Raw genomic sequence first — 15752 nt, 5'->3', positions numbered from 1 at the left:
GTTAAACGAACTGACAACTGGCGACTGGCGACTGACAACTGACAACTGACAACTGAACTATGGTTAATCCTCTCACGCCCCAGCAGGAGGCTGCACTGGTAGCAGCCATCCGGCAGGCTGAAGTCACGACTTCCGGCGAAATCCGGGTGCATTTTGAAGACACCTGCCCTACCCCGGAGCCGCTGGACCGGGCCGCGCAAATATTTGCGCAGCTTAACATGCAGGAAACGGCGGAGCGCAACGGGGTCTTGTTTTATGTAGCCTGGGAAACCCGTCAGTTTGCCATTGTGGGTGATGCCGGTATTAACTCTGCCGTGCCCGATGACTTCTGGGAAACCACGAAGGAAATTGTGCTCGAGAATTTTCGGACCCACAAGTTTGTACTGGGCCTGGAGCGCGGCATTCAGATGGTAGGCGAGCAGTTGCAGCGGTATTTCCCCTATAACGCCCACACCGACCAGAACGAACTAGACGACTCCATTTCGTTTGGCGACGCTACGCCGCCGCGTATATGATGCTACCTCTCTTCCGGCCCGGTGCCGCCCTGCGCCCCATCTACTTTCTGTGGCTGCTGCTCCTGCTGGTGGCCCCGCCCCTGTTTGCGCAAACCCTGCCGGAACGCCCCTCGCCCCCGCGCCTGGTAAATGACCTGGCCGGGCTGATGCGCCCGGAGGAAGTGGAGGCCCTGGAGCGCAAGCTGGTGGCCTATGATGACTCCACCTCCTCGCAAATGGCCATTGTGACGGTACCTTCCCTGGAAGGCGCCGAGGTGGCCGACTACGCCCAGCAGCTGTTTGAGAAGTGGGGCATTGGCCGCAAAGGCAAGAATAATGGTCTGCTGATTCTGGTTTCCAAGGAAGAGCATAAAATCAACATCCATACCGGCTACGGCCTGGAAGGCGCTATTCCCGATGCCTTGGCCAAGCGCATCATCACCAATGTGCTGGTGCCCAACTTCCGCGCCGACGAGTACTATAAAGGACTGGATGCCGCTACGGACCGCCTGTTTGCGCTAGCCGCCGGCGAGTACCAGGCCGAGCCCCGCCCCTCCGGCGACTACAATGATAGTGGCGGCTCCGGCTGGCTGTTCTGGGTAGTGCTGGCCCTGCTCATCTTCCTGTTCATCTCCCGCATGGGCGGTGGTAAAGGCGGTGGCGGCCGGCGCAACCGCGGCTTTGGCGGCGGCATGATTCCGCCCATCATCTTTGGTAGCGGCGGTTTCGGCGGCGGTGGCTTCGGCGGAGGTGGTGGTGGTTTTGGGGGCGGCGGCGGTTTCGGCGGCTTTGGCGGCGGCAGCTCCGGGGGCGGTGGCGCCAGCGGCAGCTGGTAAACCCAGCTTGTATCCTGATAAAAACAGAGCGCCCGCAGCATGCTGCGGGCGCTCTGTTTTTGGAGCGAAAAGTTAGAATTAATGCGGGCTCTTCACACCGGCTTCTATGGCCACGGGCAGGCGGTTTTCGGCGGGCGGCACGGGGCAGGAGTAGCGGCCACTGTAGGCGCAGAAGGGATTATAAGCGCGGTTGAAGTCCAGCACCAACATGCCACCCTGTATCTGGCCGGTGCGCACATCCAGATAGCGCCCGCCGCCATAGCTGGTTTGGCCATTGGTGGGGTCAGTGAAGGGCACGAAGAGGTAGTCTTCAAACCCCGGCTTTTGCATCAGCTCCTGGTTTTGATACACCGTGAGCTTTAGGGGCTGGCCACTTAATGTGAAATGCACCTCTCCATACTTGCGGTACATGGGGCGGCGGCTGGTGCTGGTTTGCATGGCAAAAGGCACTGAGAGCGAATCAGCCACAAACCGGCCTTCTACGCAGGCACTGTAGTTAACCGGAAAAAAGAGCAGGCCCGTGAAAGCCGCGCGGTCCTCCGGCGTCAGTGGCGACTCCGCGGGGTTACGGTATTCCGCGTTCAGTTCCTGCTGAAAGGTTGCTACAGCCCGGGCGTGCTCCGCGGCCGTGGGGCGTAGGCTGCGGGAAGCAGGCGGAACTTGTGCCCAGGCAGTCAGGCCCTGGAGCAGCAACAGGAAAAGCAAGCTGGTTTTCATAGCCGCAAGATAAGTGGCCCCGCTGTTTCATTCTGATAACCAAGCCTCCCAGGGCACCCGCGGAAAGTTATTTCAATGTAGCCTGCCGATTGTTTACCTTTCTCAGAAAAGCGCCCGGCCGCTGCTCCAGAAGCTGTATTATGCTGCAAAACCTTGCCCTTCCATCTACTATTCAAGCCATCGAGGTAGATGCCTTACGCTGACAGCATTAAAACCTGTCTTTTTCTTTTCCTGCTGGCCTTCGGGGTTTCCTTGGCGGCGCGGGGGCAGGTGCCGCACCCGGACTCCACATTTCTCACGGCTGCTGCCCGGCAGCTCACCCACCATTATGAGGCCATGCGGCAGGATCAGTCGCAGCTTTACCATGGCAAAGAGTACGTAGACTATACCCGCTACTACCGCAAATCGGAGGGGCACCAGTTTTTTGAATCCAACAAGCCCCAACTGGGCAGTGTGGCATACTGGGGCCATAGCTACCCTAACGTCCCGCTGCTTTACGATATCCGGCTGGATCAGCTGGTTTTGCAGCAGCCGGCTACGGCTTTGTTTCTGCACCTGGTAGAAGAAAAGGTAGCGGGCTTTACGGTAGGGACGCATCGGTTTGTGCGGCTGGAAAACCAGCCCGGTGCCCCGCATGCGGTAGCTACCGGTTTTTACGAGGTATTGCTGGATGGCCCGGTGCGGGTGCTGGCCAAACGTCGGAAAGAAATGAAGGAGCAGTCGGACCAGAAAATCTATTACCCGGTTTTCCGCGTCATTGATCAGCTGTATGTGCAGATGGGCAACGCCTACTACCCGGTTAGCCAGTTGGCCCCGGTATTGCGCATTTTCCCGGACCAGCGGAAAGAGCTGCAGAAATTTAGCCGCAGCCAGAAGCTCCGCTTTAAAAAAGCCACCCGCGAGGCCGACCTGGTCCGGCTAATCCGCTACTACCAGAGTCTGCCGGCGGCCACACCTTAATTCCCGGGCTGTTTCCCTTATTTGCTGCATGCGCCTTTCATGAAATACCTCTACCGGATAGTACTGCTACTGGCACTCAGCAGCCTGTTGCAGCCGGGTTATGGGCAGCAACGGCCCACCCCGGAAGTGGTCAGCGGCACCTATCGGCAGGTGCCGTTTGCAGAGTTTATCCGTCAGCTGGAAACCCAGACGCGCTACCACTTTTACTTTAACCCCGCCGAGACAGATAGCCTAGCCATAACCGCCGAGCTAAGCGCCCAACCTCTGCCCCAGGCGCTGGAGCTGGCCCTGCGGGGCACGCCACTGCAGTTTGTGCTGGATGAGGAGGAAAAGCGGGTGTATATTCTGGGTGGGCCGCCTCTGCAGGCTACCGTACCGGAAAGCTTTTTTCAACTGGCCACAACGGAACAAACCGCGCAGGAAACCCCAGTAGTGCCGACTGAAAGAGGCACCGGGAGGGTGGCCAGCGTAAGTGCCGCCGAGTTGAAGCGCTACGAAATTGGAACGGCAGGAAGCGCGGCGCCAGGCAACAAAGCCACGGTAGCGGGCCACATACGCACCCAAACTTCCGGCGAGCCGGTGATTGGCGCTACCGTGTATGTAGAAGCCCTGAAAGTCGGAACTACTACCGATCAGTACGGCTATTACTCCCTCACGCTGCCCCTGGGCCGCCATGAATTGCGGTTGCGCGGCATCGGCATTCAGAATACCCGGCGCCAGCTGGTGCTGCACGGCAACGGCAAGCTGGACATTGAAACCGAGGAGGATATTATCCCGCTGAAGGAAGTGGTGATTGAAGCCGAGAAGGACAAGAACGTTTCGGGCATGCAGATGGGCCTGGAGAAGCTCGACATCAAAACCATGCGGCAGGTGCCCACGGCCTTTGGTGAAACCGATATCCTGCGGGTGGTGCTCACGCTGCCGGGTGTGAAGTCAGTGAGTGAAGGCAACACCGGCCTGAATGTGCGCGGCGGCACTGCCGACCAGAACCTGATTCTGTTCAACGATGCCATTATCTACAACCCTTCCCATCTATTTGGCTTTTTCTCGGCTTTTAACCCCGATATTCTGCAGGGCGTGGAGCTGTATAAAAGTGCCATTCCGGCCAAGTACGGCGGGCGGCTTTCCTCGGTGCTGGACATCACCACGCGGGAAGGCAACAAGAAGAAGTTTTCCGGCTCCGGGGGTGTTGGCCCGCTTACCAGTCGCCTGACGTTGGAAGGGCCCATTGTGAAGGACAAAAGCGCGTTTATCCTGAGCGGGCGCAGCAGCTACTCCGACTGGCTGCTGAAGCTGCTGCCCGGAAAAACCTTTCAGGAAAGCTCGGCTTCTTTTTATGATCTGGCCGCCCACGTCAGCCACGCCTTTTCCGACAAAAACACCCTCTACCTGACGGCCTACCGCAGCGCCGATAAATTTCAGCTGGCCAGTGATACGGCGTACCGCTACAACAACCAAACGGCCAGCCTGAAGTGGCGGCATTCCTTCAGCAATAAGCTCTACGGGGTACTCACGGGCACCCTCTCCGACTACGGTTATAACATTACCAGTCAGCGGGACGCGGCCACGGCCTCCCGGCTGGCCTACGGCATCAGGCAGTACAGCGGGCTGGCCGATTTCAGCTATTTCCCCAACGCCCGCCATACCGTAGATTTTGGGGTGAGCTCCCTGCGGTACAACATCGAGCCGGGCAGCCAGCGGCCCTCGGGCGCGGAGTCGTTGGTAACGCCCAATGTATTGCCCCGCGAGCAGGCCCTGGAAAGCGCCCTGTACGCTTCCGACCGGTTTGATATCACGCCCCGGCTGTCGGTTTCGGTGGGGCTGCGCTACTCGCTTTATCAGGCCCTGGGCCCGCGCGCCGTGTACCAGTACGCGCCGGGCAAGTCCCGATCTACCTCGAGTATACTTGATACCGTGCAGTATGGCGCCGGGAAGGTGCTGGCCTCCTACCACGGGCCGGAATACCGGTTTTCGGCCCGCTACTCGCTTACCGACCACTCCTCCGTGAAGCTGAGCTACAACCGCACCCGCCAGTACCTGCATCTGCTGTCGAACACGGTGGCTGTTTCGCCTACTGATATCTGGAAGCTGAGCGACGCCTACATCCGCCCGCAGGTGGGCAACCAGGCATCCATGGGCTATTACCACAACCTGAAGAGCAACACGGTAGAAACCTCCGTGGAACTGTATTATAAGTCTACGCGCGACTTTGTGGATTATAAGGGCGGCGCTACGCTGCTGCTCAACCCCCACCTGGAAACCGATGTCGTGAATGCCATGGGCCGGGCCTATGGCGTAGAGCTACTGGTGCGCAAGCTCACGGGCAAGCTCAATGGCTGGGTGAGCTATACCTATTCTCGCTCTTTGGTAAAGGCTAATGCCGGCCCGCCCGCCGACCGGGTAAACGGCGGGCGCTACTACCCCAGCAACTTCGACAAACCCCACGACCTGACGCTGATTGGCAACTACCGCTTCAGCCGGCGCGTGAGCACCTCCCTCAACCTCACCTACAGCACCGGGCGGCCCATTACCCTGCCGCTGGCCACCTACTACGCCGGCGGCGCCGAGCGGGTGTACTACTCCGAGCGCAACGCCTACCGCGTGCCCGACTACTACCGCGCCGATGTGGCCCTGAATATTGAAGGCAACCACAAAGTGCGCAAGCTGGCCCACAGCTCCTGGACGCTGGGTGTGTATAACCTGACGGGCCGCGACAACCCTTTCTCGGTGTACTTCAAAACTGTGAATGGGCAGATTAAGGGATATAAGATGGCCATTTTTGCCCATCCTATTCCGGCCATTACCTACAACTTCCGATTTTAGCCCCTCCTGAGATATGCGTGTTTGGAAATGGCTTTTCTACTGGATGCTCCTGCCGCTGCTGGCCGGCTGCGTAACGCCTTTTGAGCCCGAGGTGCTGCAGGAGCCCGTCAATATTCTGGTGGTAACGGGCTACATTAATACCCACGGCGCTACTACTATTCAGCTCTCGCGCACGCGCAACCTGGCCGCCCCAAAGGGCCCCCCCCCCGGAAACCCAGGCCGTGGTAGCCATTGAGGACGATGCCGGCACCCGCTGGGCACTGCCGGAAAGTGCCCCGGGCACCTATACTTCCGCCAATCAGCAGCTGCCCACCGACCACCGCTACCGCCTGCGCATTCAAACCACCCAGGGCCGCGACTACGCTTCGGATTTCGTGGCCGTGAAACCGGCCCCGGCCATCGACTCCCTGGCCGGCCGGGTGCAGGCCGATGGCGTGCAGCTGTATCTCAGCACTCACGACGATGCCGCCCGCAGCCAGTACTACCGCTGGGAGTACGAGGAAACCTGGGAGTTTACCTCGGGCGCGAAGAGTGGCCTGGAAAAGCAGGGCGACACCCTGCTCCCGCGTCGGAATGACATTTACCACTGCTGGCGCACGGAAAACACCACTGCCGTGCAAACCGCTTCCACGGTAGCCCTCAGCCGGGACGCGGTGCTGGATTACCGCCTGCTTTTCCTGCCGGCCAACTCCATTCGGCTGCGGTATAAATACAGCATTCTGGTGCGCCAGTTTGCCCTCACCGAGGAGGAGTTTCAGTACTGGGAAACGCTGAAGAAAAATACGCAGTCCATTGGCGGGCTTTTCGACCCTTTGCCCAGCCAGCTCACCGGCAATATCCATAACACCACCAACAGCCAGGAGCCGGTACTGGGCTACATAGGCGCCGGCACAGTAAGCGAGAAGCGCATTTTTATTGATAACAGCACCCTGCCTACCTCCTGGATTAGCGCTAACCCGGAGTATGCCGGCTGCATGCTGCTGGACACCATTTTCATTGCCAAAACGCCCTATAAGCCCGCCATCTTTTTCACCGATACCACCCTGCGCGTGCCGGTAGGGCCGGCCGCCGACAAAGCCGGCAAAACCATTGGCTACACCTACCAAACCGCTCCCTGCGTGGATTGCCGCCTGCGCGGCAGCAACCTCAAACCCAGCTTCTGGCCTTAAGCAGCGGCCGGGCTTGTTTTCATTTTAGTTGTATGCGTTTTCAGGCTTTTTTCCGTCTTCTGTGCCTTGCCGGCACTGTGTTGGGGCTGGCGCCGGCCCGGGCGCAGTCGCCGGCTGATTCCGTGGGCCGGCAGTTTCAGCGGTATCAGCAGCAGGCGGTGCACGAGAAGCTGTTTCTGCACCTGGACCGGCCCTCCTATCTAAGTGGAGAAATGATGTGGTTTAAAGCGTACGTGATAGATGGCACTTATTCCCGGCCGCTGCCGCTAAGCAGCATAGCGTATGTAGAAGTACTGGATGGCAAGCAGCGCCCGGTATTGCAAGGGCAGATTTCCCTGCAGCAAGCCATCGGGTACGGCTCCTTGTCATTGCCGGCTTCGCTGCCTTCGGGCCGGTATACGGTGCGGGCCTACACCAGCTGGATGAAGAATTTTGGTCCCGAATACTACTTCCACCAGCCAGTCACTATTCTTAACACACTGCGTGCTTCGGGCACCGCTGCCGCCCCCGATACGGCCGGCTATGATGTGCAGTTTTTCCCGGAAGGTGGCTACTTGGTGAAAGGCCTGCCGGGTCAGGTGGCCTTCAAAGTCCTGGATAGAAGCGGCCGCAGTCTGGCCGCCACGGGCTCGGTGCTGGATGCGCAGGGCCAGCTGGTAGCCGCGTTTCAAACCCTGCGGTTTGGTATGGGCCGCTTCACCTTCACCCCCACTTCTGCCCACGCTCCCTACAAGGCCGTGCTTCGGCTGGCCAATGGCCAGCGCCTCACGCGCCAGCTGCCTGTTGTGCAGGAGCAGGGCTACGTGCTGCATTTGGAGCAACCTAATGAGCAGCAGCTCACGATAACCGTGCAGGCCTCTCCCGCTACCACATCGGAAACCGTGGTTTTGCTGGGCCATGCCCGGCAGCAGCTGTTGGTTTCGGCGCAGGCACCCTTAGTGGCCGGACGGGCGGTGTTTACTATAAACCAAGCGGAGCTGGCCGAGGGTATTTCGCACTTCACGCTGTTTAACGCGCGCCGCCAGCCGCTTTGCGAGCGGCTGTATTTCCGCCAGCCCCGGCAGCAGCTGGTAGTCACGGCCCAAACGGATAAGCGGCAGTATACCGGCCGGGAGAAAGTGTCCTTGCAGCTGAAAACGGCGGGGCCTGCCGGTCAGGCAGTACCCGCCAATCTTTCTGTGGCCGTGTACCGGCTCGATTCGCTTTCTGCCGATGCTACACCCGACTTTAACAGCTATGTCTGGCTGACTTCTGACTTGAAAGGGCACGTGGAGCAGCCGGAATATTACCTGATGGCTACCGGCCCCGAAGTAGCGGAGGCCACCGATAATCTGATGCTGACGCAGGGGTGGAGCCGCTTCAGCTGGAAGCAGGTACTGGCCGCAGCACCTCCCCGGCTTGAGTTTCCGCTGGAATTACGCGGGCACCTGGTGCGGGGGCTGGTGCGGCATAGCGGCACGGGGCGGCCGGCGGCCGGCCTCACTACCTATCTGGCCTCGCCCAACCGGGTTGCCCGGGTGTATAATGCCATTAGTGCGGAAGATGGTGGAGTTCAGTTTGAAGTAAATGGCCTATATGGCCCGCGCGACATCATTTTGCAGGCCAATACCCAGCAGGACAGCACGTATAGCTTCGAGATTTTTAACCCCTTTTCGCAGCGTTTTGCCGGGGCACTGCCCGGTCGCTTACCTGCTTTCAGCGCCTCATTCCGGGCAGAGGTAGCCCGTCGACATTTGCAGACGCAGCTCCAGAATGCCTATGCCCGCCAGCAACAAACCCAATACCGAACACCCGCGCCCGACACGCTGGCCTTCTACGGCCAGCCCGATGAGCGCTACCGGCTGGATGATTTCACACGCTTTAAAGTGATGGAGGAAGTGCTGCGCGAATACGTGACCGGGGTGAAAGTTCGCATTAGAAAGGATGGCTTTCATTTTACAGTGGATGACCGGGTGAACCGGACCCTGTTTACCAGCCCGCCTCTGGTGCTCTTGGACGGAGTGCCGGTGTTCCAAACCAACAAGCTCATGGCCATGGACCCGCTCCGGATTCAGAAGCTGGAAGTAGTAACCAGCCGCTTTATGCAGGGCCGGCTGCTGTATAATGGGATTATGAGCTTTACTACCTACAAGGGCAACCTGGAGGGCTTTCAGCTGGACCCCAAAGCCCTGGTGCAGGAATACGAAGGCTTGCTGCCGCTGCGCGAGTTCTACGCCCCCCGCTACGATACGCCCCAGGAAAAAGCCAGCCGCCTCCCCGATTTGCGCAACCTGCTGTACTGGAATCCCAACGTAAATACCACCACTGCGCCGGGCGAGGCGCTTTCGTTTTACACTTCTGACCTGCGGGGGCACTACCGGGTAGTGGTGCAGGGCCTCACGGCCGCCGGCATAGCGGGTACCGGGAGCTTCACGTTTGAGGTAAACCCCATCTTATAAAGCATTACAGATGCCGGCGGGCAGTTATCAACAGCGTGCAGTTGCCCGCAGGCGGCTAACGGGTATTCTGTTCGCTTCAGCATATCATCGTAAATTGAAAATATTTTGCTGTGCGCCCCCTTCGTGCAACCTAAACCTTACTTTTTGCCTCTACTCTTATGCAGCAAAATGATGAGTTGGCAGGGGCCGCTTTAGCAGAATAGAAAAGTGCGGTTACCGGAATAAAACAGGTGCAGGAAACGACTAGTGGCAGTGATAAGCCCTACGGCCTAAGGACATTTTTATTCTCATCAACACACTGACCATCACCCATTTGAACACTAGTACCCGTGCCCATACCTATCCGCCAGATTATCCTTTTGCTTTGTCTGCTCACGGTGGCTCCGCTGGCTATGGCGCAATCAGCGCCAACAAGCGCTTCTCCATTATCGGCCTCGGTTGATCAGCTCCGGCAGCAGTATACCAAATCCTTTCCCGTCCATTCCCAGCTGTTTAATGGGCCGGAGTATGTAGACTATGCCCGGCGGTACCCCAATAATATCGGGCACCAGTTTTTTCTGTTGCCTGAGCCGGCTACAGGCAGTGTATTCTACAATGACCATTACTTCCCGAACCTGCAGCTGGTGTATGATATTGTGCTGGAGCAGGTGGTTCTGCAGCAGCCCGGCAGCCCCCTGCGCCTGCGGCTAGTGAATGAGAAAGTGCGCTCCTTCTCCCTGGCCGATCATCACTTTATCCGGATAGAGGCCGACAGCTCGAGCGGGGCAGTTATTAAAACAGGCTTTTATGAAGTGCTGGTAGATAGTGCCGTGCAGGTGGTGGCCAAGCGGACAAAACAACAAAAGGACCGCATTTACGAGGGAAAAACCCGGCTGGAGTTTACGCCGGCCGACAAGCTTTTTCTTCGAAAGGAAGGCAATTATTACGCCGCCAACAGCCGGAGCGCGGTTACGCGCCTGTTTGCGGATCAGGGGAAAGAGGTGCAGAAATATATCCGGGCCAATAACCTCAAATTCCGGAAGGGAACCCGGGAAACGGATATCGTGCAGCTCACGCGCTTTTATAATGGCCTCAGTTCCCACTAAAACAGCTTCGTACGGCACCGCGTCCCAGTATTAATCCGTCTCCATTGCCTGCTCTATGAAGCAATTTTACCAGCTGTTATTCTGCCTGTGCTTTGCCCTTACCCTGATCAGCCACCGCAGCTTTGGGCAGCAGCCCGCGGAGAAGCTCGTCACCGGCAGCTTCAACCATATACCCTTCGAGCAGTTTGCCCGCCAGTTGGAGTCGCAGGCTGAGGTGCGCTTTTATTTCGACCCCGCTACCGTAGACAGCCTGTTTGTGACGCTGCACGTGCAAAACCAGCCCGTGCGCAAAGCGCTGGAGCAGGCCCTGCAAAACACGCCCTTCCGGTTTGCTATGGATAGTGAGAACCGCGTGTTCATTACCGCGGGTGCCACCATCGACCCTAACCTGCCCGGCAATTTCTTTACTCCGGAAGCCGCCGGGGCCGTAGCGGCTATGGCAGAAGCACCAGAAGAGCGGGTAACTACTAACAGCCAGACCACCACCGTGCGCAGCGCGGAAGGGCGCGTGTATGAAATAGGAGCCAGGGGCTCGGGCAGCGGCAAAGCTACCCTGGCGGGACATATTCGGGAACTGGAATCCGGGGAGCCGGTGATTGGCGCTACCATTTATACGGAGTCGCCCTCCATTGGCACCAGCACCGACCAGTTTGGCTACTATTCCCTCACGCTGCCGGTGGGGCGCCACAATATTAAAATCCGGGGCATCGGCATTAAAAACACCCGCCGCCAGATTCTGCTCCAGGCCGATGGCAAGCTGGAAATTGAGGCAGAAGAAGATATTACCACCCTGAAGGAAGTAGTGATTGAAGCCGAGAAGGACAAGAACGTAACCGGCATGCAGATGGGCCTGGAAAAGCTGGATATTAAGACCATCCGGCAGGTGCCCACCGCTTTTGGGGAGGCCGATATCCTGCGCGTTATTCTGACGCTGCCCGGCGTAAAATCAGTGGGTGAAGGCAGCACCGGCCTGAATGTGCGCGGCGGAGCCACCGACCAGAACCTGATTCTGTTTAACGGCACTACTATTTATAATCCCTCGCACCTGTTTGGCTTCTTTTCGGCCTTCAACCCCGATATTCTGCAGGGCGTGGAGCTGTATAAAAGCGCCATTCCGGCCAAGTACGGTGGGCGCCTCTCCTCGGTACTGGATATTAAGACCCGCGAGGGCAACAAGAAGAAGTTTTCCGGCTCGGGCGGCATTGGCCCGCTTACCAGTCGCCTGACGCTGGAAGGGCCCATTGTGAAGGACAAAAGCGCCTTTATTATCAGTGGCCGCAGCAGCTACTCCAACTGGATTCTGCACCTGCTCTCGGATAAAAAGCTGCGCGAAAGCTCGGCGTCTTTTTATGACATCAGTGCCCACGTCAACCATCAGCTGAACGATAAAAACTCGCTGTACGCTACGGGGTATCTGAGTGCGGATAAGTTCCGGCTGGCCAGTGACACCTCGTATCATTACGTGAACAAGAATGCCAGCCTGAAATGGCAGCACAACTTCAACAACAAGCTTTACGGAGTATTCACGGGCGCTTACAGCAACTACGCCTATGATATTGAGAGTGATAAAAACCCGGTAAACGCCGCCCGCCTGCAGTACGGCATCAGCCAGCAAAATCTGCAGGCTGATTTCAGCTATTTCCCGAGCGCCAAGCACACCGTTGATTTTGGCGCCAGTTCCCTGTTCTACAATATTTCTCCCGGCAGCCAGACGCCCACCGGCGAGGCCTCCCTGGTAAGGCCCGATATTCTGCCGCAGGAGAAAGCGCTGGAAAGCGCGCTGTATGCCTCCGACCGGATTGACATCAGTTCTCGCCTTTCGGTGGCCATTGGGCTGCGCTACTCGCTGTTTACCGCCCTGGGCCCCCGGGATGTGTACCGTTACGCGCTGGGCGAATCCCGCTCCGAAGCTTCCATCACGGACACCATTCATTACGCCGCGGGCAAGCCCGTAGCCACGTATCAGGGGCCGGAGTATCGGTTGTCGGCGCGCTATTCGCTCACGGAAAACACCTCCGTGAAGGTCAGCTACAACCGCACCCGCCAGTACATTCACCAGCTCTCCAACACGGCCTCCGTGTCGCCGGCCGACACCTGGAAGCTCAGCGACGCCAACATCCGGCCGCAGGTAGGCGACCAGGTATCGGTGGGGTACTACCGCAACTTCAAGTCCAACACCATTGAAACATCGGTGGAAACCTACTACAAGTGGCTGCGCGACTTTGTGGACTACAAGAGCGGCGCCACGCTGCTGCTGAACCACCACATTGAGACAGACATTGTAAATGCGCTGGGCAAGGCCTACGGCGTAGAAGTAATGGTGAAGAAGGTAACGGGCAAAATAAATGGCTGGGTGAGCTACACCTACTCCCGCTCGTTGGTGCAGGTAAACTCGGGCACTACCTCCGATATGATTAATGGGGGCCGCTTTTATCCCAGCAACTTCGACAAGCCCCACGATTTCACGATGATCAGCAACTACCGCGTCAACCGCCGGCTGAGCGCCTCGCTGAACTTCACTTACAGCACCGGCCGGCCCATTACGCTGCCGCTGGCCAAATACTACGTGGGCAACTCGCCCCGGGTATACTACTCGGAGCGCAACGCCTACCGCGTGCCCGACTACTACCGCGCCGACCTGGCCCTGAATATTGAAGGCAACCACAAAGTAAAGAAGCTGGCGCAGGGCTCCTGGACGGTGGGCGTATACAACCTGACGGGGCGCCGCAATGCTTATTCCATCTATTTCCGCTCGGAAAACGGCCGTATTCGCGGGTATAAGCTCTCCATTTTTGGGCAGCCCATTCCCACCGTTACCTATAATTTCAAATTCTAGATGAAATTCCTCGCGCTACATGGCCGGCGGTTACTCCTCTGGAGCCTGATTATAGGCCTGGTGGGCTGTATCGATTCCTACCTGCCCGAGTCCATCAGCGCGGCACCCGGTTATCTGGTGGTAGATGGGTTTATCAACGCGCAGGGTATTTCCACCATTACGCTTACCCGCGCCATAGCCATCCGCGAAAAAACCGCGGCGCCGCAGGAAATCAGCGCCCAGGTAGCCATTGAGGAAGAAGGCGGCGCCCGCTATTTGCTGCGCGAAACCAGCCCCGGCATTTACCAATCGGAGGCGCTGACGCTGGCGCCCGCCCGGCAATACCGGCTGCTGCTGACCACCCTGGCCGGCAAGAATTACGCCTCTGATTTTGTTCCCGTCCGCCTTACCCCGGCCATCGACTCCGTCACCTGGCAGGGAAACGACGAAGGCGTAGCCATCAGCGTAAGTACCCACGATGACCAGGATTCTACCCGCTTTTACCGCTGGGACTATGAGGAAACCTGGGAAATAGCACCCCTGCTGCGCCCTGATATTGAGTTTAAGAATGGCAAAATCCAGGATATTGAAAAGCCCTACCCCATTCTGTGCTGGCGCAATGCCAAATCAACCCGGATTAGTCTGGCCAAAACCACCCAGCTGGCCCGGGATGTAGTGTCCAAGCACTTACTGCAGTCCATCACTACCACCACCGAACGGCTAAACCGCACTTATAGCATTCTGGTGAAGCAATATGCCCAGACCCGGGAGGAATATAGCTACTGGGAGATGCTGCAGAAAAACACGGAAAACCTGGGCTCCCTCTATGACCCCTTGCCCGTGCAGCTAACCGGCAACGTGCACGGTATTACTGATGAGCAGGAAGTGGTGCTGGGCTACATTGGAGTGCACTCCGTGGCCGAAAAACGCATCTTTATCACCATGGGTCAGCTGCCGGCCAAATGGCGCTGGAACCCCATAAACGGGTATGAATCCTGTGTGCCGCCAGGCATCTTAGATGTGAAGGATGCCCCCCATATGTTTTTTGGCAAGGTGCCCTATTATGTACCCGTAACCACCCTCTATTCCAGCGACGGAGCCTTTGTGGTAGGATATACTTATTCAACGCCGGACTGTGTGGACTGCCGCCTGCGCGGCACCGACGTGAAGCCCGATTTCTGGCCGTAAGCCGCTTTAAAAAGTTACTATCCGATGGCTGGTCGTCCCCTCTATTTTATACTGCCCCACGCTTACCGGCGCCTGGTTTTTCTTTGGTGCCTGGCGCTGCTGTTGCCGGGCTGCATTGATGCCTACGTGCCCGAAGTTATTAACTCCCCCACCCGCTTTCTGGTGGTAGAGGGTTTCATCAATTCGCAGGGCCAAACTACTATCTACCTCTCGCGCTCCGTTGCAATTGATTCCCGCCAGCCGGCCCCCAAGGAAACCGGGGCCGCCGTCAGTATTGAAGGCGAAGACTTTAGCCGCTATAACCTGCAGGAAGCCAGTGCTGGCACGTACACCTCCGCGCACCTGACGCTAAACCCCGCTCTGAAATACCGACTGATACTTACTACGTCTCAGGGCAAGGCCTATGCCTCCGACTTTATGCCGGTGCAGCTCACCCCGGCTATTGAATCGGTAACCTACACCCCCAAACCGGAGGGATTGGAAATTAGCGTAAACACCCAGGATGCGCAGAATGCTACCCGTTATTACCGCTGGGAATATGAGGAAACCTGGGAAATAGCGCCCCTACTGCGCCCTTACCTGGAGTACAAACGGGGACAAATCCAGGACATAGAAACGCCCTATCCTATTTTGTGCTGGCGGAGCGAAAAGTCTACGGATGTTAATCTGGCCAAAACGACCAACCTGGTGCAGGACCGGGTAGCCAACCACCTGATACAGTCGATACCAGATACCTCGGAAAAGCTACACCGGACATACAGCATTTTGGTAAAGCAGTATGCTCAGACCAAAGAAGAGTATAGCTACTGGGAGCTGCTGCAGAAAAACACGGAAAACCTGGGGTCTATTTTCGACCCGCTGCCCGTGCAGCTGACCGGCAACCTGCACGGCATCACCGATGAGCAGGAAGTGGTACTGGGCTATATCGGGATACACTCCGTGGCCGAAAAGCGCATCTTTATTACCCCTTCCGACATTCCCCGCACCTGGCGCACGCAAAGTGGCTACGAGAGCTGCGCCATTCCCGACACGGTGGACTTTATAGACGCGTGGAAGATTTTTGGTGGGCCGCCTGTTTCCTTTGTTCCGGTAGGCAACGCTGATGGCGGCTACACCTTTACTACGCCAGCCTGTGTAGACTGCCGCCTGCGTGGCACCAATGTGAAGCCGGATTTCTGGCCATAACCTCCCTTCTAAAAGTATTCTGCCAGATGGCTGTTTCTACTC

Annotated in this window: 12 protein-coding genes; 11 read left to right on the top strand and 1 reads right to left on the bottom strand. The window is 57.8% G+C overall.

The features are described from left to right. Positions 1-59 precede the first annotated feature (59 nt). Together PK28_RS03185 and PK28_RS03180 are read left to right on the top strand one after the other, a co-directional pair. Positions 60-515: a TPM domain-containing protein gene (locus tag PK28_RS03185; RefSeq protein ID WP_044511334.1), complete on the top strand. Its 456-nt coding sequence runs from the start codon at positions 60-62 to the stop codon at positions 513-515. After that, positions 512-1330 carry a TPM domain-containing protein gene (locus PK28_RS03180; protein ID WP_044511332.1) on the top strand — a complete coding sequence of 273 codons (819 nt, stop codon included), beginning with the start codon at positions 512-514 and terminating at the stop codon, positions 1328-1330. The genes PK28_RS03185 and PK28_RS03180 overlap by 4 nt, the downstream gene beginning before the upstream one ends. A gap of 78 nt (positions 1331-1408) precedes the next feature. Here PK28_RS03180 and PK28_RS03175 read toward each other — a convergent pair whose 3' ends face one another. Beyond that, positions 1409-2047: a DUF1684 domain-containing protein gene (locus tag PK28_RS03175; protein ID WP_044511329.1), complete on the bottom strand. Its 639-nt coding sequence runs from the start codon at positions 2045-2047 to the stop codon at positions 1409-1411. A gap of 189 nt (positions 2048-2236) precedes the next feature. Between PK28_RS03175 and PK28_RS03170 the strand changes: the two genes are divergently transcribed. The 9 genes from PK28_RS03170 to PK28_RS03135 all read left to right on the top strand — a co-directional run bounded on the left by PK28_RS03170 (position 2237) and on the right by PK28_RS03135 (position 15710). Further along, the gene (locus tag PK28_RS03170; RefSeq protein WP_044511327.1) at positions 2237-3007 is read left to right on the top strand and encodes a hypothetical protein; all 771 of its coding nucleotides are present in this window, start codon (positions 2237-2239) and stop codon (positions 3005-3007) included. A 39-nt stretch (positions 3008-3046) separates the two neighbouring features. Continuing rightward, complete coding sequence (locus PK28_RS03165; RefSeq protein WP_044511324.1) at positions 3047-5830, top strand: TonB-dependent receptor; 2784 nt, start codon at positions 3047-3049, stop codon at positions 5828-5830. Between the two features lie 13 nt (positions 5831-5843). Next, on the top strand, positions 5844-6065 hold the full coding sequence (locus tag PK28_RS20295; protein WP_156126222.1) for a DUF4249 family protein: 222 nt from the start codon (positions 5844-5846) through the stop codon (positions 6063-6065). Then, positions 6052-6999 carry a DUF4249 domain-containing protein gene (locus PK28_RS03160; protein WP_048825515.1) on the top strand — a complete coding sequence of 316 codons (948 nt, stop codon included), beginning with the start codon at positions 6052-6054 and terminating at the stop codon, positions 6997-6999. Before PK28_RS20295 ends, PK28_RS03160 begins: the two co-directional genes overlap by 14 nt. A gap of 32 nt (positions 7000-7031) precedes the next feature. Next, positions 7032-9437 (top strand): hypothetical protein, encoded by a 2406-nt coding sequence (locus PK28_RS03155; RefSeq protein ID WP_044511321.1) that lies wholly within the window; start codon positions 7032-7034, stop codon positions 9435-9437. A 329-nt stretch (positions 9438-9766) separates the two neighbouring features. Beyond that, on the top strand, positions 9767-10522 hold the full coding sequence (locus PK28_RS03150; protein ID WP_156126221.1) for a hypothetical protein: 756 nt from the start codon (positions 9767-9769) through the stop codon (positions 10520-10522). 55 nt (positions 10523-10577) lie between these two features. Then, positions 10578-13358: a TonB-dependent receptor gene (locus PK28_RS03145; RefSeq protein ID WP_044511316.1), complete on the top strand. Its 2781-nt coding sequence runs from the start codon at positions 10578-10580 to the stop codon at positions 13356-13358. Further along, positions 13359-14525, top strand: coding sequence for a DUF4249 domain-containing protein (locus tag PK28_RS03140; protein ID WP_044511313.1), 1167 nt, complete (start codon positions 13359-13361; stop codon positions 14523-14525). A gap of 24 nt (positions 14526-14549) precedes the next feature. Then, positions 14550-15710: a DUF4249 domain-containing protein gene (locus PK28_RS03135; protein WP_044511310.1), complete on the top strand. Its 1161-nt coding sequence runs from the start codon at positions 14550-14552 to the stop codon at positions 15708-15710. Positions 15711-15752: the final 42 nt, after the last annotated feature.

The sequence above is a fragment of the Hymenobacter sp. DG25B genome, from assembly GCF_000801315.1.
Classification (GTDB): Bacteria; Bacteroidota; Bacteroidia; order Cytophagales; family Hymenobacteraceae; genus Hymenobacter.
The sequence above is the reverse complement of the archived record's forward strand: the minus strand, read 5'-3'. Positions and strand labels throughout refer to the sequence as shown.